We start from the raw sequence: 21,922 nt of genomic DNA on the forward strand, positions 1-21,922 counted from the left end.
GGAACACTGAAACGGTGACCAAACGCATCGTGATCCTCGGCGGCGGCACCGGCGGCACGCTGTCGGCCAACCGGCTGCGCCGCGACCTGGGCGACGGCGCGCACATCACCGTCGTCGACCACGACGACGACCACATCTACCAGCCCGGGCTGCTGTTCGTGCCCTTCGGCCTCTCCGCTCCCGAAGACCTCGTGCGGTCCCGCCCCCGGCAGCTGCGCGACGGCATCCACTACCACCGCGCCGCCGTCGACCGGGTGGACGCCGAGAGCGACCAGGTCCACCTGCAGGACGGCACGGCGCTGCCTTACGACGTCCTGGTGATCGCCACCGGCGCGCGGCTGATGCCCGAGGAGACCGAAGGGCTGACCGGCGCCTGCCGCCGCGACACGGTGCACACCTTCTACGACTACGAAGGAGCCGTGGCCCTGGAATCCGCGCTGGCCGGGTTCACCGCCGGACGGCTCGTGGTGAACGTGGTCGACCTGCCGATCAAGTGCCCGGTCGCCCCGCTCGAGTTCTGCTTCCTCGCCGACTGGTACTTCACCGAACGCGGTGTCCGCGACCAGGTCCAGCTGACCTACGTCACCCCCTTGGACGGCGCGTTCACCAAGCCCGTCGCCTCCCGGACCCTGGCCGGGCTGCTGGCGGAGAAGAACATCGAGCTGGTGACCGAGTTCAACACCGGCGAGGTCGACGGCACCGGCAAACGCCTGATCTCCTACGACGGGCGGGAGGTCGCCTTCGACCTCGCGGTCGTGGTGCCGCTGCACGGCGGAGCGTCCTATGTGGAGCACACGCCGGGGCTGGGCGACGAGTTCGGGTTCGTCCCGGCCGACCCGCACACCCTGCAGTCGAATGCCCGTCCGAACATCTTCGTCATCGGGGACGCCGCGGCGCTCCCGACGTCGAAGGCCGGTTCGGTCACCCACTTCGAGGGCGAGGTGCTCGCGCGCAACGTCGCCCGGTTCCTCGCCGGGGACGAGCTGGACGCCGGCTTCGACGGGCACACCAACTGCTTCATCGAAAGCGGCTTCCACAAGGCGATGCTCATCGACTTCAACTACGACACCGAGCCGCTGACCGGGCACTTCCCGATGGCGGTGGGCCTGCCGCTGCTGAAGGAGTCGCGGCTCAACCACCTGGGCAAGCTGATGTTCTCCTGGCTGTACTGGCACAGCCTCCTGCCCGGCCGTGACATTCCCGGCGTGTCCACGCCGATGCCCCGTGCGGGCAAGCACTTTCCCGTTCCCGCCGACCACTGAGAACCCGAGGAGGACACCGACATGCCCACCGCGACCTACGCAGGCACCCCGGTGCCGGTGACCGACGATGGCTTCTTCACCGATCCGGACCGCTGGACCGAAGCGATGGCGCCCGAGATCGCCCGCGAAGCCGGCATCGACGCGCTGACCGACCAGCACTGGCAGGTCATCAAGCACATGCGGCACGAGTACGCGGAAAAGGGCACCGGGCCGACCGTCCGCGCGCTGGGCCGCACTTCGGGGGTCACCATCAAGCAGCTGTACCAGCTGTTCCCGAAGGGCCCGGCCAAGATCGCGGCGAAGATCGCCGGCATCCCCAAGCCTCGCGGCTGCATCTGACAAGGCGGCACACCATGACCGACAAGATCGAAAAGATCTCCCTCATCATCTCCAAGGGCTCCCTGGAAGCCATCTATCCCGGGCTCATCATGGCCAACGGTGCCCGCGCCGAAGGCATCGAAGCCAACCTGTTCTTCACCTTCTTCGGCCTGGACGCGATCCACAAGGCCCGCCACGAGCACATCAAGCTGGCCACCGTCGGCAACCCCGGGCTGCACCTGGCCACCTGGGCCGGTGGCTTCCCCGGTGTCGCGTCGGTGATGACCCAGTACATGGCGCACAAGATGGAGAAGCTGGACATCCCGTCGATCCCGGAGTTCATCGAGATGATCTCCGACACCGGTGCCGGGCTCTACGCCTGCAAGGCCTCGGTCGACCTGTTCGGCCTCGAGAAGGACGACCTGATCGACCAGGTGCAGGGCATCATCACCGTCGGGGAGTTCTACGACCAGGCCGCGGGCGGTCAGATCATCTTCACCTGAGTCCGGACGAGCAGGGTCGGCGCTGACGAACCGGTGGCTGTGGCCGCATTCGGCAAGCGAGCGTCGGAGCTGTTGCCCTCGGTCGCGGGTGGACCGAGGGCCCTTCGAATTTACCGCGCGGCGGGGTGGGCGGCGAAGAACCGCCAGATCTCGTGCGTGGCGTCGAGCGCGGGGGAGGGTGGGTCGATCCCGGGAACCCGACCGGCCGGCCGGGTACCGGTGGCTCCCGGCCATTGGTGCCCGGCGCCGGTGATCGTGACGAGTTCGACGGTGCGGCCGTCCGGGCACTGGGCGGTCGAGGTGGTGACCTGGCCGCTCGTGGACGTGGCCGGGGGTGGGCATCGGTCGATCTCGCGCCAGCGGGCGACGACGTCGGGGATCGGCGGGCCGTCGATGCGCGCGACGCCGCGGCCGGGGTGGCCGTCGTAGGGGATGTTCTCGTCGGCCGTGCCGTGGATGTGGATCACCGACACCGGCGCGGGGTTCGGGCAGTCGCCCAGCTGGGTCGCCGAGTCCGGGCCGATCGCCGCGAAGAGCCAGGTGGCGCAGGCTAGGCGGTAGGCCATGATGCCGCCGTTGCTGATGCCCGTGGCGTACACGCGCGCCGGATCGACGTCGCCGCCGGCGTCCGCGACGAGCCGGGTCAGGAAGGCGACGTCGTCCACCCCGGTCCGGGCCGACTGCCCGCAGCAGCCACCGCCGGTGTTCCACGCGCGGCCGATGCCGTCCGGGTACGCGACGAGGAACCGTCCGGCGTCGGCCTCGGCGTCCCAGCCGTAGGCGGCCTCGGCCTGCGCACCGGAACCGAACCCACCGTGCAGCATCACCACCAGCGGCGCCGGCCCGGTCAGCCCGGCCGGCCGGTACAGGCGGTAGGTGCGGTCGGTCCCGCCGATCGTCACCGTCCGCGTCGACGTGCCCGGCGAAGGGGACTCGGGTTCGCGCACGCACCCCACGACAGCCAGGAGCAGACCGACGAGCACAACCAGAACACGAGGCACCCGCCGGATTGTGCCGAGTCCAGGTGAACGCGGTGTACGCACCGCGTTCGAGATGTGTAAGCCGTTCAGCCCGGACGCCGCTGGGTCGTGACCCCGCGGCGGATGTCTCCGGGCAGCGGCCGGACGCGCTGGAGGTCGCGGCGGTGGGTGGAGCTCAGCTGCCAGGGGACGCTGGTGACCATGACGCCGGGTTCGAACAGCAGCCGGCCTTTGAGCCGCAGCGAACTCTGGTTGTGGAGGATGTTCTCCCACCAGCGGCCGACGACGTACTCGGGGATGTAGACGCTGACGACGTCACGCGGGCTGGACCGGCGGAGGCTCTTCACGTACTGCACCACCGGCCGGGTGATCTCGCGGTAGGGCGACTCGAGGATCTTGAGCGGGACCTTCATCCCGCGGTGCTCCCACTGGCGCTGGAGCGCGCGGGTGTCGGCGTCGTCGACGTTGACGGTGATCGCGGTCAACGTGTCGGGGCGGGTGGCGCGGGCGAACGCGACGGCGCGCTGACTCGGTTTGTGCAATGTGGACACGAGCACGATCGCGTGGACGCGGCTGGGGAGCAGCTCGAACTCGTCGTCGGCCTCCAGTTCTTCGCGCACGTGGGTGTAGTGCCGGTGGACCGCCCGCATCGCCCCGTAGAGCACCGGGATCGCGATCACCACGAGGTAGGCGCCGTGGCTGAACTTGGTGATCAGCACGACGACGAGGACGATCGCGGTGAGGAGCGCGCCCAGCGCGTTGATCACCCGCGACCGCTGGATCGACCGTCGTTCCTTGCCGGTCGTCGCCTCGGCGAGGACCTGGTTCCAGTGCTTGACCATGCCGGCCTGGCAGAGGGTGAACGAGGTGAACACGCCGAGGATGTAGAGCTGGATGAGCCGGGTGGTGGAGCCGTCGAAGGCGAAGATCAGGATCCCGGCGACGACGGACAGGGCGATGATGCCGTTGGAGAAGGCCAGCCGGTCGCCGCGGGTGTGCAGCTGGCGGGGCAGGTAGCGGTCCTGGGCGAGGATCGAGGCCAGCAGCGGGAACCCGTTGAACGCGGTGTTCGCGGCCAGGACGAGGACCAGGGCCGTGGCGGCCTGCAGGACGAAGAACAGCACCGTGTGGTCGCCGCCGAACACCGCCGCGCCGATCTGGCTGATCACCGTGCGCTGCGGGTCGCTCTGGCAGTTGCCGGCGAAACCGGTCAGGTCGCAGGTGTTCTCGGCGATGTGCACCTTGGTGATCAGGGCCAGCGCGGTGATGCCGCCGAACATCACGACGGCGATGGTGCCCATGGCGGTCATCGTGCGGGCCGCGTTCAGGGCTTTCGGCTTCCGGAACGCGGGGACGCCGTTGGAGATCGCCTCGACACCGGTCAACGCGGTGCAGCCGGACGCGAACGACCGCAGCAGCAGGAAGACGAGCGCGAAGCCGGTCAGTCCCACCTGCTCGGGGTGGATGTCGTAGGCGGCGCTCTCGGCCACCGGAGCGTGTCCGGTCAGCGTGCGGGCGAGGCCGACGACGATCAGCAGCAGTACCGAGGCGATGAACAGGTACGTCGGCGCGGCGAACGCCCGGCCGGATTCGCGGATGCCGCGCAGGTTCATCGCCATCAGCACGACGATGAACCCGATGTTGAGCCCGATCCGGTAGTCGTTGAGCTCCGGGACGGCGGAGATGATGTTGTCGACGCCGGAGGCGACCGACACGGCGACGGTCATGATGTAGTCGACCATCAGGGCTCCGGCGACGACCAGGCCGGCGCGGCTGCCGAGGTTGCGGGAGGCGACTTCGTAGGAGCCGCCGCCGCTGGGGTAGGCGCGCACCACCTGGCGGTAGGAGATCACCACGACGGTCAGCAGCACGGCCACGCCCAGCCCGACCCACGGCGCCAGGGTGAGGTAGGCGAGCCCGCCGATCGACAGGATCAGCAGGATCTCCTGGGTGGCGTAGGCGACCGACGAGAGCGGGTCACTGGCGAAGATCGGCAGGGCGAGCCACTTCGGCAGAAGCGTCTCGCCGAGGGTGTCGCTGCGGAACGGCCGTCCGAGTACCAGCCGTTTGAGCCATGAAGTGGGTGCCGGCACGTACGGCAGCGTGCCTCCCGGGGCGGGGAATCGGCGTAGGGAAAACGTCAAGATCCGGGCGCTCGCGTAGGGAACGCGTAAACGTCCCCGGCCGGCTCGTCAGGGACGCGTCAACGACGCTGGTCCTCGGTGCTCGCATGCCTACGGTTCCGGCACGTCTTCCCGGGGAGCTGGCATGGCCGAAGCGGGTCTCACGCGCGTGATCCTCTGCCCGGGCGCCGTCGAACTCCTCGACGTCCTCGCGGGCGGTGCCCGGACTCTCGCTGAACTGCGCCGGGTCGTGCCGCGGCGCGCGCTCGAGCCCGCGTTGCGGGTGCTGGCGGCCGAAGGGGCGCTCCGGCGTTCGCAGGCGGGCACCTGGGACGGACGGCCCGGTGGCGGGTCGGTGTTCGCCCTCACCGCCACCGGCCGGCGGCTGGTCGACCATTTGTCCGATTTGGACGTATGGGTCACGGTGTACGACGACTACTTCAACGGTCAGCCGGGCCCTGGGTCGAACAGGGCCTGAGCGGAGTGGATGCACTCGAGGATGTCGCGGGCCAGCTGAGCCGCGGGGCGAGTGGTCACGGTGTCGGCCAGCTGGAGATCGCGCACCTGGCCGTCGAGGGTGACCACCACGGCGATCGCGCCGTCGTGGCTGCTGTGGCTCACCTGGACGGTGCTTCGGCGGGGAGCGGACGTGCGGGTGTCGGGGTCGGCTGCCAAGGAGAACTCCCGGGATGAGATCCGAGTCGGGACGGGCGAAGGCGTGATCGTTCAAGAGTGGCCTCGAATTCCTGCCGAGGCGAGCCGTTCACTCTGCCGAGTCCCAGTTGTGACCAAGTCCGGAATGGACACTCGGAGTAGGCATGATCATCGGTGAGGACCTCACGGATTACCTCGTTCGGGCGGTTGCCGATTCGCTGCGTAGTTGTCGCCGTCAAGAACGCGTCAATGCGGCGTGAAGCCGCGTCAAGACTCTGTCAGGTGACATCCGGTCAGGAACTTCGGGAGGCAGGCTGCCGCAAGCCGGGTCACCATTCGGTCGACCTCAGCCTGTTCGTGTGTGAGAAGGGAGCAGTCGTATGGCCGATCTGGCCTATGTGCTGCTGGCGATCGTCGTGTTCGCCGTGCTGGCCTTGACCCTGCGTGGATTGGAGCGGTTGTGAGCGGCACCGGCGTGTTCGCCAACGTCGTCGGGGGAGTCCTGGCGCTGGCGCTGATCGTCTACCTGTTCATCGCGCTGATCAAACCGGAGAAGTTCTGATGTCCTCGACGTGGGCCGGCCTCGGGCAGGTCGGCCTCCTCCTGCTCGCCCTGGCGCTGGTGTACCGGCCCCTGGGCGACTACATGCATCGCGTGTTCACGAGCACGAAGCACTGGCGGCTGGAGAAGGCCGTCTACAAGATCGTGCGCGCGGACCCCGAGTCCGAGCAGCACTGGAAGACCTACGCCTCGGGCGTGCTGGGCTTTTCCTTCGTCTCGGTGCTGTTCCTCTACCTGCTGCAGCGCCTGCAGCCGTTGCTGCCGCTGAACTTCGGCCGCACGGTCGACCCCGGGATCGCGTTCAACACGGCGATCAGCTTCGTGACCAACACGAACTGGCAGTCCTACATCCCCGAGGGCGTCATGGGCCACGTGGTCCAGATGGCCGGCCTGACCGTGCAGAACTTCGTCTCCGCGGGCGTGGGCCTGGCCGTCGCGATCGCGCTCACCCGCGCGTTCGTGCGCTCGCAGAACAACCGGATCGGCAACTTCTGGGTCGACCTGACCCGCGGCACGATCCGCGTCCTGCTGCCGCTCTCGTTCGTCTTCGCGATCGTGCTCGTCGCGCTCGGTGTCGTGCAGAGCCTCAAGTCCGGCGTCTCGGTGCTCAACCCGGACGGCTCCGGCAGCACGATCGCGCTGGCACCGGCGGCGAGCCAGGAGGCCATCAAGGAGCTGGGGACCAACGGTGGCGGCATCTTCAACGCCAACTCCGCCCACCCGTTCGAAAACCCGAACTCCTGGTCCAACCTGATCGAGATCTTCCTCCTGCTGGTGATCCCGGTCAGCCTGACCCGCACGTTCGGCAAGCTGGTCGGCAACACCAAGCAGGGCTACGTCCTGCTGTCCGTCATGGGCGTGCTGTGGGCCGGGATGCTCACCGTCATCTGGTGGGGCGAGACGCACGCGAACGGCGCGGCCGCCCGGCTGGCCGGTGCGGCCATGGAAGGCAAGGAGACCCGGTTCGGGCTCGCGGCGTCGGCGTTGTTCGCCGACTCGACCACCGGCACTTCGACCGGTGCGGTGAACTCGATGCACGACAGCTTCAGCGGACTCGGCGGCTTCGGGACGCTGCTGAACATGATGTTCGGCGAGCTCTCTCCCGGTGGCGTCGGGACCGGGCTCTACAGCATCCTGGTGATGGCGATCATCGCGATGTTCCTGGCCGGCCTGATGGTCGGGCGCACGCCGGAGTACCTGGGCAAGAAGCTCGGCAAGCGTGAGGTCACCTGTGCCTCGATCGCCATGCTCGCGATGCCCGCCGTCGTGCTGATCGGCGCGGGTGCGGCGTTGCTGATCCCCGGGAACACCGACGCGTTCAACAACCCGGGCGCGCACGGCTTCTCCGAACTGCTCTACGCCTACACCTCGGCCGGCAACAACAACGGCAGCGCGTTCGCCGGTATCACGGTGACCAACGACTGGTACCAGTCGACACTCGGTGTCTGCATGGCACTGGGCCGGTTCATCCCGATCCTGGCCGTGCTCTGCCTGGCCGGTTCGCTGGCGTCGCAGAAGAAGGTCCCGGAGACCGCCGGCACGCTGCCGACCACCAGCCCGCTGTTCGCCACCATGCTCGGCGGGACGGTCGTGCTGGTCGCGGCCCTGACGTTCATCCCCGCCCTGGCCCTCGGGCCGATTGCAGAGGCTCTCGCATGACCATCACCACCGAACGTTCCCCCGAGGAAACCACCCAGCACCACGTCGAGAACGCGGGCCGGATCGGGGCGGGCGTGTTCAACCCCCGCCAGCTCTGGACGTCCCTGCCGGACGCCTTCCGGAAGCTCAGCCCGCGCCACCAGCTGCGCAACCCCGTCATGTTCGTCGTGTGGGTGGGGTCGGTGCTGGTCACCGTCTTCGCGATCACCGACCCCGGGGTGTTCAACATCGGCGTCGCGCTGTGGCTGTGGTTCACGGTCCTGTTCGCGAACCTCGCCGAAGCCGTCGCCGAGGGGCGCGGCAAGGCGCAGGCGGAAAGCCTGCGGCGGACCAAGAAGGAAACCGTCGCCCGCCGGCTGCTGCCGAACGGCAGCGAAGAGAGCGTGCCGGGCGTCGAGCTGAAGATCGGCGACCGGGTGGTCGTCGAGGCGGGCGAGGTGATCCCGGGCGACGGCGACGTCGTCGAGGGCATCGCGACCGTCGACGAGTCGGCCATCACCGGGGAGTCGGCGCCGGTGATCCGCGAGTCCGGCGGCGATCGCAGCGCGGTCACCGGCGGCACGACGGTCCTGAGCGACCGGATCGTCGTGGAGATCAGGACCAAGCCGGGTGAGTCCTTCGTGGACCGGATGATCGCGTTGGTGGAAGGTGCCTCGCGGCAGAAGACGCCGAACGAGATCGCGCTGACCATCCTGCTCGCGGTGCTGACGATCATCTTCGTCCTCGCCGTGGTCGCCCTGCAGCCGATGGCCGGCTACTCCGGCGGGCTGGTGTCGGTGATCGTGCTGACCGCGCTGCTGGTCTGCCTGATCCCGACGACGATCGGCGCGCTGCTGTCCGCGATCGGCATCGCGGGCATGGACCGCCTGGTGCAGCGCAACGTGCTCGCCACGTCGGGCCGCGCGGTGGAGGCCGCCGGCGACGTGTCGACGCTGCTGCTCGACAAGACCGGCACCATCACCTTCGGCAACCGGCAGGCGACCGAGCTGCTGCCCGTCGGGTCGTCCACCATCGACGACCTGGCGATCGCGGCCCGGCTGTCCAGCCTCGCCGACGGCACGCCGGAGGGCCGCAGCATCATCGACCTCTGCGCCCGCGAGCACGTTCTGCCCACCGAGGCGAGCGAGGCCGAGAAGTCCGGCGAGTTCGTCCCGTTCACCGCCCAGACCCGGATGAGCGGCATCGACCTGAATGGCCGGGTCGTCCGCAAGGGCGCGGCGAGCGCGGTCCGGGCGTGGGTCGCCGAGCACGGCGGCACGGTGCCGGACGAGGTGCACACCGTCGTCGACACGATCAGCGCCGAGGGCGGCACGCCGCTCGTCGTCGCCGAGCAGGTCGAGGGCGTCGCGATCGTGCGCGGTGTGATCCGGCTGTCCGACGTCGTCAAGCCCGGGATGAAGGAGCGCTTCGCGGAGCTGCGCGCGATGGGCATCAAGACGGTGATGATCACCGGCGACAACCCGCTCACCGCCCGCGCGATCGCCGAAGAGTCCGGAGTGGACGACTTCCTCGCGGAAGCCAAGCCCGAGGACAAGATGGCGCTGATCAAGAAGGAGCAGGAGGGCGGGCGGCTGGTCGCGATGACCGGCGACGGCACGAACGACGCTCCCGCGCTGGCGCAGGCGGACGTCGGGGTCGCGATGAATACCGGGACCATGGCGGCCAAGGAGGCCGGCAACATGGTCGACCTCGACTCGAACCCGACCAAGCTCATCGAGATCGTGGAGATCGGCAAGCAGCTGCTCATCACGCGCGGCGCGCTGACGACGTTCTCCATCGCCAACGACCTGGCGAAGTACTTCGCGATCCTGCCCGCGATGTTCGCGGCGATCTACCCGCAGCTGGGCGGGCTGAACATCATGGGCCTGCACTCGTCGGACTCGGCGATCCTGTCCGCGGTGATCTTCAACGCGCTGATCATCGTCGGCCTGATCCCGCTCGCCCTGCGCGGCGTCCGGTACCGGCCCTCCAGCGCGAAGTCGCTGCTGCGGCGCAACCTGCTGATCTACGGTCTCGGCGGCATCGTGACGCCGTTCGCCGGGATCTGGCTGATCGACCTGCTCGTCCGACTGATTCCGGGAATGTGATCATGAAGGTGCTGTACAAGCAGACCGTCGCCGGCCTGAAGATGCTGCTGGTGCTGACCGTCCTGCTCGGCGTCGTCTATCCCCTCGCGGTGTGGGCGGTGGCGCGGATCCCCGGGCTGTCGGACAACGCCGAGGGCTCGATCGTCACGCAGAACGGGCAGGCGGTCGGGTCGTCGCTGATCGGGGTCGACCCGGTGGCGAAGGACCCGGCGCACGACCCGTTCTTCCACAACCGCCCGTCGGCGGGGTCGAAGGATCCGCTCGGACCGGGTGACCCGTCGACCTCGGGTGCCTCGAACAAGGGCACCGCCAACGAGGACCTCCTGGCCACGGTGAAGGAGCGGCAGGAGCTGATCGCGAAGCGCGAAGGCGTCGACGTCTCGAAGGTGCCGGCGGACGCGGTGACCGCGTCGGCGTCCGGGCTCGACCCGCAGATCAGCCCGGCCTACGCCGAGCTGCAGGTGCCGCGGGTGGCCCGGGAGACCGGGCTGAGCGAGGACGAGGTCCGCAAGATCGTCGCCGACAACACGACCGGGCGCGGCCTGGGCGTGCTCGGCGACCCGGCGGTCAACGTGCTCGGGATGAACCTGGCGGTCGCGGCGGCCAGGCACTGACCGGTGACGACGGAGAACGCGAGCCCGCCCGGCGGTGACCGGAAACGCCGCCGCGGCGAGCTGCGGATCTACCTCGGGGCCGCCCCGGGTGTGGGGAAGACCTTCGCCATGCTCGGGGAGGCCCGCCGCCGGGCGGACCGCGGCACCGACGTCGTCGTCGGGCTGGTGGAGACCCACGGCCGCCGCAAGACCGCCGAGCTGCTCGACGGGCTGGAGGTGGTCGAGCGCAAGGTCGTGGACTATCGCGGGCACGCTTTCGAGGAGATGGACGTCGACGCCATCCTCGCGCGGGGCCCGCAGGTCGCCGTGGTCGACGAGCTGGCCCACACCAATGTCGCCGGTTCGCGCAACACCAAGCGCTGGCAGGACATCGACGAACTGCTCGACGCCGGGATCGACGTGCTCTCGACGGTCAACGTGCAGCACCTGGAGAGCCTCAACGACGTCGTCGAGCGGATCACCGGGATCGCGCAGCAGGAGACGGTCCCGGACGAGGTCGTCCGCCGCGCCGAGCAGCTCGAGCTCGTCGACATCACGCCCGAGGCGCTGCGGCGGCGGCTCGCGCACGGCAACGTCTACCCGGCCAACCGGATCGATGCCGCACTCGGCAACTACTTCCGGCCCGGCAACCTCACGGCGTTGCGCGAGATCGCCCTGCTCTGGGTGGCCGACCAGGTCGATGTCGCGCTGCAGCGCTATCGCTCCGAACGCGACATCACCGACACCTGGGAGGCCCGGGAACGGGTGGTCGTCGCGATCAGCGGTGGCCGGGAGAGCGAGACGCTGATCCGGCGGGCGCGGCGCATCGCCAAACGGGCCGGGGCCGAGCTGCTCGTGCTGCAGATCCTGCGAGGTGACGGCTTGGCCGGCGTGTCACCCCAGGCCATCGCCGAGTACCGCAAGCTCGCCGATGACGTCGGCGCCACCTTCCACACCGTGGTCGGTGACGACGTGCCGACGGCCTTGCTGGACTTCGCCCGCGGCGTCAACGCGACCCAGCTCGTGCTGGGCACCTCCCGGCGATCGCGCGTGGCGCGGCTGTTCGACGAGGGCATCGGCGCGAGTGTCGTCCAGGAGTCCGGGCCGATCGACGTGCACATGGTCACCCACGACGAGTCCGGGGGACGGTTGCGCGCGAAGCTCTTCCCGCGCAGCTCGCTGGCCCGGCAGCGGCAGATCTTCGGCTGGGTGCTCGCGCTGGCGCTGCCGGTGGTGGCGACGCTGATCGGGGTGCTGCTGCGGCAGTCGCTGATCCTGTCCACCAACGTCATCGACTACTTCCTGGCGACGATCATCGTGGCGCTGGTCGGCGGGCTCGGGCCCGCGCTGTTCGCCTCGATCGCGAGCGCGCTGCTGCTGAACTTCTTCTTCACGCCACCGCTGTACACCTTGACCGTCGACGCCCAGCAGAACGTCATCACGCTGGTCGCGATGGTCGTCGTGGCGGTGGCGTTCGCGCTTGTGGTCGACCGCGCGTCCCGGCGGGCGGATACCGCGGCGCGGGCCCGGACCGAAGCCGCGCTGCTGGCGTCCTACGCGCGGACCGTGCTTGGCCACGACGAGCCCCTGCAGCGGCTGCTGGAGAAAGTCCGGGAGAACTTCGGCCTGGAATCCGTGTCACTACTGGAGAAGCAGGACGACGAGTGGGTCCGCGCGGCCTGCACGGGGGAGCGGCCGTGCGACGATCCGGACGAGGCCGACGTCGACGTCCCGGTCACCGACGACGTCCACCTGGCCCTGCGCGGCCGGACCTTGCCCGCGCACGACCAGCGCGTCCTGGAAGCCGCCGCCGGCCAGGCGCTGCTGGCGCTGCGGCAGCAGCGGATGGCCGTCCAGGCCCAGGAAGCGCAACGCCGGGCGGAGACTACCGAGCTGCGCACCGCGCTGCTGTCCGCCCTCGGGCACGACCTGCGCACCCCGCTGACGTCGATCAAAGCCGTGTTCGGCGGGTTGCGCGCGCACGACGTCGATCTGTCCGAAGAGGACGTCGAAGAGCTGCTGACCGCCGGCGAGGAGTCGACCGACCGGCTTTCCGGGCTCGTCGACAACCTCCTGGATTCCTCGCGGCTCGCGACCGGCGCGGTGCAGCCGGTCCTCCGTCCGGTCGGCTACGACGAGGTCGTCGCCGCCGCGCTGGCCGCATCGGATGCCCGCGAACCGCTCGACCTCGACGTCGACGACCGCCTGCCCGCCGTGCTCGCCGACGCCGGGCTGCTCGAGCGCGCGGTCGCCAACGTGGTCGACAACGCGCTGCGCCACGGCGCCACCGGACGCACCCCCTCGGCGATCGCGATCCGCGCCAGCGCCTACGCCGGCCGGGTCGAGCTGCGCGTCGTCGACCACGGCCGAGGCCTGCCGAAGGGCGCCGCGGATTCGGCGTTCGCGCCGTTCCAGCGCCTCGGGGACCGCAACACCACGACCGGTGTCGGGCTGGGGCTGTCCGTCGCGAAGGGCTTCGTCGAAGCGATGAGCGGGACCATCCGGGCCGAAGACACCCCCGGTGGCGGGCTGACGATCGTCATCTCGCTGCCGGTCGCCGCCACCCGGGAAAGCGAGGCCGTGCGATGACGTCCGTGCTCGTGGTCGACGACGAAACCGCCCTCGTGCGGGCGCTGCGGATCAACCTCACCGCCCGCGGCTATTCCGTCGTCACCGCCGCCGACGGCGCTTCCGCGCTGCTGGCGGCCGCCACCGAGCATCCCGACCTGGTGCTGCTCGACCTCGGCCTGCCCGACATCGACGGTATCGAGGTGATCCGCGAGCTGCGGACCTGGAGCTCGATGCCGATCATCGTGCTCTCCGCCCGCGACCGGTCCGCCGACAAGATCCAAGCCCTCGACACCGGTGCCGACACCTACGTCACCAAGCCGTTCGGCATGGACGAGCTGTTCGCGTGCCTGCGCGCCACCGAACGCCGGCTGGCGCTCGGCGCGCCGCCCGAGCCGGCCCTCGTCGTCGAGACCGCCGCGTTCACCGTGGACGTCGGGGCCAAGATCGTCCGCCGGGGCGATGCCACGGTGCACCTCACCCGCACCGAATGGGCCATCCTCGAACAGCTCGTCCGCAACCCCGACTCGCTCATCAGCGGCACGCACCTGCTGACCACCATCTGGGGGCCGGACCGTGCGGACCGGGGGCACTACTTGCGTGTCTACATGGCTCAGCTGCGCCGCAAGCTCGAACCCGAGCCGTCCCGCCCGCGGTATCTGATCACCGAAACCGGCATCGGGTACCGCTTCGTCCCGGAGGAGTCGCCGTGACCGATCCCGAGGAGGCCATCGAGCTGGCGGCCGAGCGCGGCGACACCGCCGAACTGCGGAAGTGGGCTGCCGAGGGGTACTCCGACGCCGTGGATCTGCTCGTCGAGCTCGCCACCGAGCGGGAAGACCTCGACGAACTCCGCCGGCTCGCCGAGGAAGGCAGCCGGACCGCGGCCGAGGTGCTGGCCGAGCTCGAGGGCGAGTAGCTAGGAATCCGTAAGTTCGCTTCCGCGCGTCTTGTTCCCGGTGCCGCGGTGGGTTTGGCTTTTCCCATGGGCAGAAGTGGCGCGCGCGGCTATGCGCGCGAGGTGCGCCACGACGACCGGCCGCCTGATCCCGGGCCGGCCGGTGATACGACGGTCCCCGGCGGTTCCCCGGCCGGTCGCTGACCCCTGCCCGCACGGCGCCTTCCGCGCGCCTCTCAGTCCACTGTGGATGGATCATGTCCGAAAACCCTGTCATTCTCGTGACCGGCACGAGCGAAGGCCTCGGCTACGAGACCGCTCGGCTGCTCGCCGCCGGAACGACCACCGTCATCGCGCACGCCCGCACCCCGGAAGAAAGCCGGGCGGCGTGCGATCGGCTGATCGTGTCGGGCGTCGACGAACGCCGCCTGCAGCCCGCGATCGCCGACTTCGCCGACCTGCGCCAGGTCGCCGACCTGGCCACCGCGATCGCCGAGCGCTACCCGCGGATCGACGTCCTGGTCAACAACGCCGGCACCGCCGGCGCCGGTGGCCGGATCGTCACCAAGGACGGTCACGAACAGGTGTTCCAGGTCAACTACCTGGCACCGTACCTGCTGGTCCGGCTGCTGGAGGGCGCGCTCGCCGCGTCGCCGGTGAGCCGGGTGGTCAACGTGTCCTCGTCACTGCACCGCGGCGGCCGGATCAACTGGGGCGACCTCGCCTTCAAACGCCGCTACAACCGCGGGGCCGCCTACGCGCAGTCGAAGCTCGCGCTGACGATGCTCACGACGGCGCTGACGGAGTTCCGGCCGAAGGTGCGCCAGGCGGTCAGCGTGCACCCCGGCATCCTCACCACCGGCATGCTGGCCCATTACAGCTACCGCGGCCGCCCGGTGGCCGAAGGTGCCGAAGTGCTGGCTCGGCTGGCGAACCCGGAGACGAAGGTGCTCGGCGGCGCGTACTACGACGGCCGCTTGCCGGCGAAGGCCTCCGCTGCCGCGGTCGACCCGGACGCTGTGGCGAAGCTGTGGCGGATCAGCGAAAGCCTGGTGCTGCCCGGCAAACGGCGGAGCTAGTTCTGCTCGTCGTGGCTCACCCGTACGTCGTCGGGCTGCGGGTGAGCTTCGCACCAGCGTTCCACTGCGCGGAGCACGAGAATCAGTACGAGGAAACAGCCGATCAACATCAGCGTGTAGGCGAGGTCGCTCATCGGAGTCCTTCGACTCGGGAAAGTGGGTCACCGAACGATGGCGCAGCGCGTGCCGGCGGACCCGGCGGAGTCATGATTCCTTCATGCCGGCGCGGCCGATGTTGACGGGACGTTGATCCGGGCCCGGTCCGGCGTCGAATTCGCGTCAAGGGCCATGGACAGCGTTGTCCCCCTTGGACAGTGTGGAGACATGCGCACCGACGCCTCTGAAGAACTCGACCGGGCCGCCGCGGACCTCCGGCGGCTGGTTCGCTCCACCGCGACCGCGATGGAGCGGGCGACCGTGGCGCTGGAGGAGGCCGATGCCGCACTGGCCGACGAGATCGTGGCCGACTCGGTCCGGCTGGACCGCGAGCGCGAGGAGCTGGCGCGAACGGCTCCGGGCCTGCGGGCCCCGGCCGTGACGGTGCTCGCCACGATCCACGCGCTGACCGAGCTGGAGCGGATGAGCCTGCTCGCACTCGCCGTCGCGCGGGCGGTGCAGCGGTGCTACCCGCATCCGGTCGTGCCGCACGAGCTGATCCCGGAGTTCGTCGAGATGGGGCGCATCGCGGTCTGGCTGGCGGAACTGACCGTCGGCGGCGACATCCGCGCGCTGATCAGCATCGAGGACGACCTCGACGACCTGCGCCGGATCCTGGTCGGCGTCCGGAGCCGGTGCGATGGCACGACGGTGGCCGACGTCATCCCACTGAGCCGCCACTACGAGCGGTTCGCCGACCACGCGGTCCTGCTGGGCCGCCTCATGAAGTCCGCGGTCCCCCGCAGCCAGGCGACGGGGACGGCGGCCTGAGCGGGTCCGCGGACCGTCTGGGGGCGGACCGCGGGCCCGCTCGGAAGAACAGACGCCGCTTCCCCGTCAGCCGGGCACTCGGAAGCGCATCCGGCAGACGACGGCGTCCGAGCGGCGGCGCAACGCTCGCGCGAGGACGGCGCCGCGGCGGTTCTGCAGGATCCGCTGCCACGGGTGCTCGGGCTCGACCTCGGCGATGAGCACGAAGACGTGGCAGTCCGCGTGCTTGCGGAGGTGTTCGACGAGCGGTTCGCCGAGCCGGCGGCGTTCGTCGTGCAGCTGGACGAGGGTGACGCCGGGATGCCAGAGCTCCCAGGCGTCGACGAAGCCGGCTTGGTCTTCGTCGGGGTCGACGACGTGGACGGCTTCGACGTGGTCGCCGAGCGACAGTGCGGCGGCGAGGGCGTCGCGGGTCAGCCGGGACACGGTGTGCACCGGCACGACGACCAGGGAGCGGTCCGGCCGGGGTGGCGCCGGGGTGCGGCCGAGTTCGAGGCGTTCGCCGATGCGGCGGTAGCTGCGGTGCACCCATTCCATGGCCAGCACGATCACTGGCAACGCGACGACGATCAGCCACCCGCCTTCGGCGAACTTCGTCGCGGTGACGACGATCGCGGCGAGCCCGGTGAGCAGCGCGCCGAAGCCGTTGAGCGCCGCTTTGCCGGGCCAGCCGCGCGGCCGGTCGCGCCGCCAGTGCCGCACCATGCCGATCTGCGACAAGGTGAAACCGACGAACACCCCGATCGCGAACAGCGGGACGAGGGTGTTCATGTCGCCGTCGGCGACGATCAGCAGCAGCGCCGAGGTGATCGCGAGGAAGCCGACGCCGTAGCGATAGACCTGGCGTTCGGCGCGCAGCGCGAAGACGTGCGGCAGGTTGTTGTGCTTGGCCAGCAGCTGGGCCAGCACGGGCAGGCCGCCGAAGGAGGTGTTGGCGGCCAGCGCGAGCAGGACGACGGTGGAGAACTGCACGACGTAGAACCCGAATCCGTCACCGAGCGAGGCGGCGGTGACCTGGGAGAGCACGGTGACGCCGTCGACCGGGTGGATCGAGAACTTCTCGATGAGCACGGCCAGGCCGAGCAGCATCACCGCGAGCAGCCCGCCCAGGGCGACTTCGGCTCGCTGCGCGCGGCGCACCCGCGGTTTGCGGAACGACGGGACGGCGTTGGCGATGGCTTCGACCCCGGTGAGCGCGGCGCAGCCGTTGGCGAACGCTTTGAGCAGCAGAAGGATTCCGATGGTCTGCAGGTTCGTGACGTGCTCGGGCGCGGCGACGGCCGCGACCGGTCCGGCGCGGAACAGGCCCACCACGACGACGGTCAGGATCGCGCCGACGAAGACCGCGGTGGGCACGATGAACGCCCGCGCGCTTTCGGCGATGCCGCGCAGGTTCACCGTCGTGATCACCGCGAGCGCGCCGAGGCACAGCCACACCGTGTACGGCAGGAGTTCGGGAAACGCCGAGGTGAGGGCCGCGACGCCGGCGGCGACGGACACGGCGACGTTGAGGACGTAGTCGACGATCAGTGAGGCCGCCGCGACGAGCGAGGCACGCCGGCCGAGGTGAGCGCGGCTGACGCCGTACGCGCCGCCGCCGTCCGGGAACGCGGCGATCACCTGCCGGTACGACAGCGTCAAGTCGCCCAGTAGCAGCGCGATCGCCAGGGTCACGGGCAGGGTGAAGCCCAGCCCGGTTCCGCCGGCGGCGGCCAGCACGATCACGATGGCCTCGGGTCCGTAGGCCACCGATGCCATCGCGTCGAGGGAGAGGGCGGCCAGGCCGCCGACGACGGAGAGCCGATGCCGGTCGGTGGCGTCGGACGATTCCGGGCGCGAGAGTGTTGCGGTCACCTGATCAGGGTGTGTCCGTGTGGGTTTTTCCTTACGCCCGTTGATGCTTTCCTGACGGAGTCCGCGCCGGTCCCGACGAAACGCGAACGCTGTTGCTGACCACCGGCGAGGTGGCACAAGGAACCCGTAAGTTCGGTGCGCCGTTTCTTGTACCGGTGGTGCCGGCGCGGTTACCTCGGAGCATGGGCGGAGATGGCGTCGGTGGGGACAGTCGTGCGTGATTCCTACCGTGGTGACCTCGACCGGCTGACCGGCCGGCTCTTCACACTGTCGCGGCACGCGGCCGACCTGATCGATCAGGCGACGGTGGCGCTCGAGGAGGCCGACGGCGTGCTGGCCGGAGTGGTCGTCGCCGAGGGGGCACGGTTCGCCCGCGCCCGGTCCGTGGTGGAGGAGCAGGCCCATGTCATCCTGGCGTTGCAGGCGCCGGTCGCCTCGGATCTGCGGGTCGTGCCGGCCTCGCTGCACGCACTGTCCGAACTGGACCGGATGGGACGGCTCGCCGTACACGTCGCCGAAGCGGTGCAACGCCGGCATCCGCACCCGGTCGTGCCGCACGTACTGGCGCCGCGGTTCGCCGAAATGGGCCGGATCGCGGTGTGGCTGGCGATGCTGGCCGGCGACGCGATCCGCACCCGCGACGTGACCCTCGCCCGCGCGCTGGTCGCCGTCGACGCCGAAATGGACGACCTGCACCGGACGCTGTTCACCACGCTGGACTACCGGAACTGGCCCTACGGGATCGCCGCGGCGATCGACGCCGCCCTGCTGAGCAGGTACTACGAACGCTTCGGCGACCACGCCGTCTCCCTCGCGCGGCAGACCGCATTCGTCGTCACCGGCCGTCCCCGGCGGGAAGACGTCGCCTGACGAGGATCACGCGGTCGGCATCGGGTTGATCCGTCTTCGGGCTCGGAAGAAGGCACGTGCCGAGGGAAGCGCCAGCAGGACGATCACCAGCAGCGACTCAGCGGTGGTCAGGACGAGCTTCGCGCCATCGACGACCGGGAGCCAGGTCGGCATGGCCTGGCGAGCGGCGTCGACCAGCTTCGGGACGTCGACCCGCTGGAGCACCGGGTCACCGGAGTCGTGGAAACCCGCGGCGAGGAAGGTCGCGGTGAACAGCTGAGCAAGCAAGATGAGCGCTCCGGCGACCGCCAGCAGCGGGTGAAAGATCCAGGACCCGCCCTGGCCGGCCCGCTGCCCGGTCAGGTTCAGCACCGCCGGAAGGGGTGTGGCGAAATGGTAACGTGAAGCGTGCGCGCCATCGTGGCTTGGTGCAGCCTGGCTGTCGTGGGCTGTCTGGTTGGGATCGTCGACTCCTTCACCGTGGGAGCACCCCATCTTCCCAGCGCGCCATGGGTGATCCCGTTGGTCGGATTCTTCCCGGTCGCGTTCCTCGTCGCGGCAAAGCTGCTGTTCCGGCGCGGTACTGAGTCGCGCGGTCTAGTCGAAGGCGTGAAGTCGTTGCCACGGTGGGTGTGGTGGGGTGCGGTGGTCTTGGTTCTCGCGGCGGGGATCGTCGCCGCGGTCGCTGTGGCCGGCCTGCGTACCGGCACGCCCGAGATGACCGCCACCGGCTATCAGCTCTACACCCGGCTCGGCAGCACGCCGATCACCCGCGCCGAGTACCTGCGAGAACTCGCTGGGAGCCAGAGATTGTTCGCGGCGCTGGGCTTCGGACTCAACGCCTTGCTCGCCGCCATTGCCATGGGAGCAGGCGCGGCGACCCACCCCGGCGTGGAACATGCGGTGGTGGGTCACCGAGTCAGCTGAGGCTCCCGGGGATCGGCGATTTCTTCGAGGAGGGCGTCGCGGCCGGAAAGGGAGTCCTGGAACTCATCGGCACCTACGCCGACCTTCCGCGTGTGAGTCAGGGCTTGCGGTGGCCTTGGTAGCCGATGATCGTCCCGGCGAACCGGTCGGCTTCCCCGCAGGGGTCGGCTTGGGCACTGGGGGCCGGGTCGGTGGCGTCGACGGTGACGGTGAGCAGGGTGTCGTTGGCGACGCCGGCCTGGACGGTGCAGTGACCGTCGCCGGCGTCGTGGTGGATGGCGGGGTAGCTGTGCACGTCGGTGGGCTCGAAGCCGGTGATGCCGGCGCGGTGCTGGTACAGGGCTTCGATGCCGCCGCTGCTGGTGTCGACCGAGGCATGGTAGGTCAGTTTGCGGGTGTCGCTGGGCGTCCATGTGCAGCCGGGCGGTTTCGGCACCCCGGGGCCGGTGATGTAGTAGTGCGCGAGCTGTGGCTGGTCGAGCAGCTCGCACGGAGCCGTGGCGAACTGGGTGAGGTCGATGGGGTCGCCCGGGATCTCCGGGGACAGCCGCTGCGGCTCGCTGGGGCTTGCGGTGCAGCCGGCAAGGAGGACGGCTCCCGCGCCGAACACGATCACAGCACGCCGCACAGCTTGCTCCTTCCGTGATCCGGCCGGGTGGCCGTACAGCCAGGATGGCAGATCGGCGTGCCACGGGAAGCCGGATCGGGCGCGTTGTCCGGTTTTCACGCGGGTGTCCGGTGCTCGGTGGTGAGGGCGGTCCAGTGGGCGGGGTCGAGGGTGATCTGCCCGGTGTCGGTGTCGTAGTCGAAGAGTTCGGCGTAGCGGCCCCAGTCGATGGCGGTGTCGAGTTGCTGCTGGGCGTCGTCGGTGGAGAAGCCGCGGCGGAGCAGGTCGAGGAAGAACCCGGCGCGCAGGTTGCCGTCCGCGCTGCTGGCGAGGGCCTTGTAGATGGTCCGCACGAGGGGAGCGCGGTGGCGGGCTTGCTCGGCGAAGATCTTCTTGCTGCGCTGGATGTCGGCGGTGGTGAACGCGCTGCCCATCGGGGTGAGGTGCAGATCGCCGCCGGCGACGAAGAGGAAGTCGAGCAGGGCGGCGGCGTCGACCAGAGGCAGTAGGTCGTCGACCTCGAAGCTGAGTTCGGCGGCGATGTCGGGCAGGTCGGCGCGGCCGCCCCGGGCGTAGACGATCTCGACCAGGCCGGCGAGCCCGCCGACCGACACGACCGGCAGGGGCCGGGCGGTGGGGGTGGCCTCGGTGGGTTCGGGCACGGTCACGTCGGGTTCGCGGCCGGTGAGCAGGTCGTAGAGCCCGTCCACCAGGGCTTCGAACGCGGCCGACTTGCGGTCGCGCGGGCGGGCGAGGTCGACGGTGACTTCGGCACGAATGTGGCCGGGGTTGGCGCCGAGGACGATGACGCGGTCGGCGAGCAGCACGGCTTCTTCGATGTTGTGGGTGACGATGCACACCGCCTTGGTCGGGAAGTTCGGCGTGCCCCACAGGGACATGAGCTCGGTGCGGAGGTTCTCCGCGGTGAGGACGTCCAGCGCGGAGAACGGTTCGTCCATCAGCAGGACGTCGGGTTCGAGCACCAGCGCGCGGGCGAACCCGACGCGCTGGCGCATGCCGCCGGACAGTTCCTTCGGATACGCGGATTCGAACCCGTCCAAGCCGATCACGTCGATGGCCTTGAGCGCGCGGTCGCGGCGCTGCGCAGGCGGGACGCCTTGGGCGGCGAGGCCGAGTTCGACGTTGTCCTGCACGGTCAGCCACGGCATCAGCGCGAAGGACTGGAACACCATCGCGGTGCCCGGGTTGGCGCCGTTGAGCTCCTGGCCGCGGTAGCGGACGCTGCCGGTGGTGGGGGCGATCAGCCCGGCGATCGTGCGCAGCAGGGTCGACTTGCCGGAGCCGGACCGGCCCAGCAGCGCGACGATCTCCCCGGCGCGCAGGTTCAGGTCGATCCCGTCCAGGACCTGCAGTTCGTCGCCGGCGGCGCCGGTGAAGCTCTTGCTGACCTTGTCGACGGCGATCAGCACGTCGAGGGTGGTGGTCATGGGGTGAACCTCCAGGTTCGGTCGG

23 protein-coding genes are annotated in these 21,922 nt (G+C 69.9%); 15 read left to right on the forward strand and 8 right to left on the reverse strand.

The features are described 5' to 3' along the window. Positions 1–14 precede the first annotated feature (14 nt). From sqr to QQ657_RS02645, 3 genes are read left to right on the forward strand one after another with little or no spacing between them, the layout of a single operon-like run. The gene (gene sqr, locus QQ657_RS02635; protein ID WP_284740388.1) at positions 15–1,262 is read left to right on the forward strand and encodes a type III sulfide quinone reductase, selenoprotein subtype; all 1,248 of its coding nucleotides are present in this window, start codon (positions 15–17) and stop codon (positions 1,260–1,262) included. Between the two features lie 21 nt (positions 1,263–1,283). Beyond that, a complete protein-coding gene (locus QQ657_RS02640; RefSeq protein WP_284740389.1) occupies positions 1,284–1,601 on the forward strand; it encodes a TusE/DsrC/DsvC family sulfur relay protein in 318 nt (105 codons plus the stop codon). A 14-nt stretch (positions 1,602–1,615) separates the two neighbouring features. Further along, entirely contained in the window at positions 1,616–2,083 is a 468-nt protein-coding gene (locus QQ657_RS02645) for a DsrE/DsrF/DrsH-like family protein (protein WP_284740390.1), read from the forward strand. Positions 2,084–2,193: 110 nt separating this feature from the next. Here QQ657_RS02645 and QQ657_RS02650 read toward each other — a convergent pair whose 3' ends face one another. Together QQ657_RS02650 and QQ657_RS02655 are read right to left on the reverse strand one after the other, a co-directional pair. After that, a complete protein-coding gene (locus QQ657_RS02650; RefSeq protein ID WP_284740391.1) occupies positions 2,194–3,084 on the reverse strand; it encodes a CE1 family esterase in 891 nt (296 codons plus the stop codon). Positions 3,085–3,149: 65 nt separating this feature from the next. Beyond that, positions 3,150–5,156, reverse strand: coding sequence for an APC family permease (locus QQ657_RS02655; protein WP_284740392.1), 2,007 nt, complete (start codon positions 5,154–5,156; stop codon positions 3,150–3,152). Positions 5,157–5,331: 175 nt separating this feature from the next. Between QQ657_RS02655 and QQ657_RS02660 the strand changes: the two genes are divergently transcribed. After that, on the forward strand, positions 5,332–5,664 hold the full coding sequence (locus QQ657_RS02660) for a hypothetical protein (RefSeq protein WP_284740393.1): 333 nt from the start codon (positions 5,332–5,334) through the stop codon (positions 5,662–5,664). Here the strand turns inward: QQ657_RS02660 and QQ657_RS02665 are convergent. Further along, positions 5,634–5,861, reverse strand: coding sequence for a YbaB/EbfC family nucleoid-associated protein (locus QQ657_RS02665; protein WP_284740394.1), 228 nt, complete (start codon positions 5,859–5,861; stop codon positions 5,634–5,636). The two genes, QQ657_RS02660 and QQ657_RS02665, sit on opposite strands and share 31 nt — an antisense overlap. Before the next feature lie 439 nt (positions 5,862–6,300). Here QQ657_RS02665 and kdpF point away from each other — a divergent pair, with 439 nt between their 5' ends. From kdpF to QQ657_RS02705, 8 genes are all read left to right on the forward strand, one after another. Further along, entirely contained in the window at positions 6,301–6,402 is a 102-nt protein-coding gene (gene kdpF, locus QQ657_RS02670) for a K(+)-transporting ATPase subunit F (protein WP_284740395.1), read from the forward strand. Further along, positions 6,402–8,060 carry a potassium-transporting ATPase subunit KdpA gene (gene kdpA, locus QQ657_RS02675; protein ID WP_284740396.1) on the forward strand — a complete coding sequence of 553 codons (1,659 nt, stop codon included), beginning with the start codon at positions 6,402–6,404 and terminating at the stop codon, positions 8,058–8,060. Before kdpF ends, kdpA begins: the two co-directional genes overlap by 1 nt. Further along, positions 8,057–10,147, forward strand: a complete 2,091-nt coding sequence (kdpB, locus tag QQ657_RS02680; RefSeq protein WP_284740397.1) for a potassium-transporting ATPase subunit KdpB — start codon at positions 8,057–8,059, stop codon at positions 10,145–10,147. The genes kdpA and kdpB overlap by 4 nt, the downstream gene beginning before the upstream one ends. Positions 10,148–10,149: 2 nt before the next feature. After that, the gene (kdpC, locus tag QQ657_RS02685; RefSeq protein ID WP_284740398.1) at positions 10,150–10,761 is read left to right on the forward strand and encodes a K(+)-transporting ATPase subunit C; all 612 of its coding nucleotides are present in this window, start codon (positions 10,150–10,152) and stop codon (positions 10,759–10,761) included. A gap of 3 nt (positions 10,762–10,764) precedes the next feature. Continuing rightward, a complete protein-coding gene (locus tag QQ657_RS02690; RefSeq protein ID WP_284740399.1) occupies positions 10,765–13,329 on the forward strand; it encodes a sensor histidine kinase in 2,565 nt (854 codons plus the stop codon). After that, positions 13,326–14,021 (forward strand): response regulator, encoded by a 696-nt coding sequence (locus tag QQ657_RS02695; RefSeq protein WP_284740400.1) that lies wholly within the window; start codon positions 13,326–13,328, stop codon positions 14,019–14,021. The genes QQ657_RS02690 and QQ657_RS02695 overlap by 4 nt, the downstream gene beginning before the upstream one ends. Then, positions 14,018–14,227, forward strand: coding sequence for a hypothetical protein (locus tag QQ657_RS02700; RefSeq protein WP_284740401.1), 210 nt, complete (start codon positions 14,018–14,020; stop codon positions 14,225–14,227). The genes QQ657_RS02695 and QQ657_RS02700 overlap by 4 nt, the downstream gene beginning before the upstream one ends. Positions 14,228–14,463: 236 nt before the next feature. Beyond that, the gene (locus QQ657_RS02705; protein WP_284740402.1) at positions 14,464–15,285 is read left to right on the forward strand and encodes an SDR family NAD(P)-dependent oxidoreductase; all 822 of its coding nucleotides are present in this window, start codon (positions 14,464–14,466) and stop codon (positions 15,283–15,285) included. Here QQ657_RS02705 and QQ657_RS02710 read toward each other — a convergent pair. Continuing rightward, complete coding sequence (locus QQ657_RS02710) at positions 15,282–15,419, reverse strand: hypothetical protein (protein ID WP_284740403.1); 138 nt, start codon at positions 15,417–15,419, stop codon at positions 15,282–15,284. The genes QQ657_RS02705 and QQ657_RS02710 overlap by 4 nt on opposite strands. Before the next feature lie 190 nt (positions 15,420–15,609). Here QQ657_RS02710 and QQ657_RS02715 point away from each other — a divergent pair, with 190 nt between their 5' ends. Continuing rightward, positions 15,610–16,212, forward strand: a complete 603-nt coding sequence (locus QQ657_RS02715; RefSeq protein WP_284740404.1) for a phosphate signaling complex PhoU family protein — start codon at positions 15,610–15,612, stop codon at positions 16,210–16,212. Between the two features lie 66 nt (positions 16,213–16,278). Here QQ657_RS02715 and QQ657_RS02720 read toward each other — a convergent pair whose 3' ends face one another. Further along, complete coding sequence (locus tag QQ657_RS02720; protein ID WP_284740405.1) at positions 16,279–18,066, reverse strand: APC family permease; 1,788 nt, start codon at positions 18,064–18,066, stop codon at positions 16,279–16,281. Positions 18,067–18,279: 213 nt separating this feature from the next. Between QQ657_RS02720 and QQ657_RS02725 the strand changes: the two genes are divergently transcribed. Next, a complete protein-coding gene (locus QQ657_RS02725) occupies positions 18,280–18,936 on the forward strand; it encodes a phosphate signaling complex PhoU family protein (RefSeq protein WP_284740406.1) in 657 nt (218 codons plus the stop codon). Positions 18,937–18,942: 6 nt separating this feature from the next. Here the strand turns inward: QQ657_RS02725 and QQ657_RS02730 are convergent, their stop codons facing one another. Then, positions 18,943–19,287: a hypothetical protein gene (locus QQ657_RS02730; protein ID WP_284740407.1), complete on the reverse strand. Its 345-nt coding sequence runs from the start codon at positions 19,285–19,287 to the stop codon at positions 18,943–18,945. A gap of 36 nt (positions 19,288–19,323) precedes the next feature. Between QQ657_RS02730 and QQ657_RS02735 the strand changes: the two genes are divergently transcribed. Further along, positions 19,324–19,842 (forward strand): hypothetical protein, encoded by a 519-nt coding sequence (locus tag QQ657_RS02735; protein ID WP_284740408.1) that lies wholly within the window; start codon positions 19,324–19,326, stop codon positions 19,840–19,842. Positions 19,843–19,939: 97 nt separating this feature from the next. Here QQ657_RS02735 and QQ657_RS02740 read toward each other — a convergent pair whose 3' ends face one another. Continuing rightward, positions 19,940–20,470, reverse strand: coding sequence for a DUF3558 domain-containing protein (locus tag QQ657_RS02740; RefSeq protein ID WP_284740409.1), 531 nt, complete (start codon positions 20,468–20,470; stop codon positions 19,940–19,942). Between the two features lie 95 nt (positions 20,471–20,565). After that, the gene (locus QQ657_RS02745; RefSeq protein ID WP_284740410.1) at positions 20,566–21,897 is read right to left on the reverse strand and encodes an ABC transporter ATP-binding protein; all 1,332 of its coding nucleotides are present in this window, start codon (positions 21,895–21,897) and stop codon (positions 20,566–20,568) included. Between the last annotated feature and the right edge of the window lie 25 nt (positions 21,898–21,922).

Source organism: Amycolatopsis ponsaeliensis (assembly GCF_030182635.1).
Lineage (GTDB): Bacteria > Actinomycetota > Actinomycetes > Mycobacteriales > Pseudonocardiaceae > Amycolatopsis > Amycolatopsis ponsaeliensis.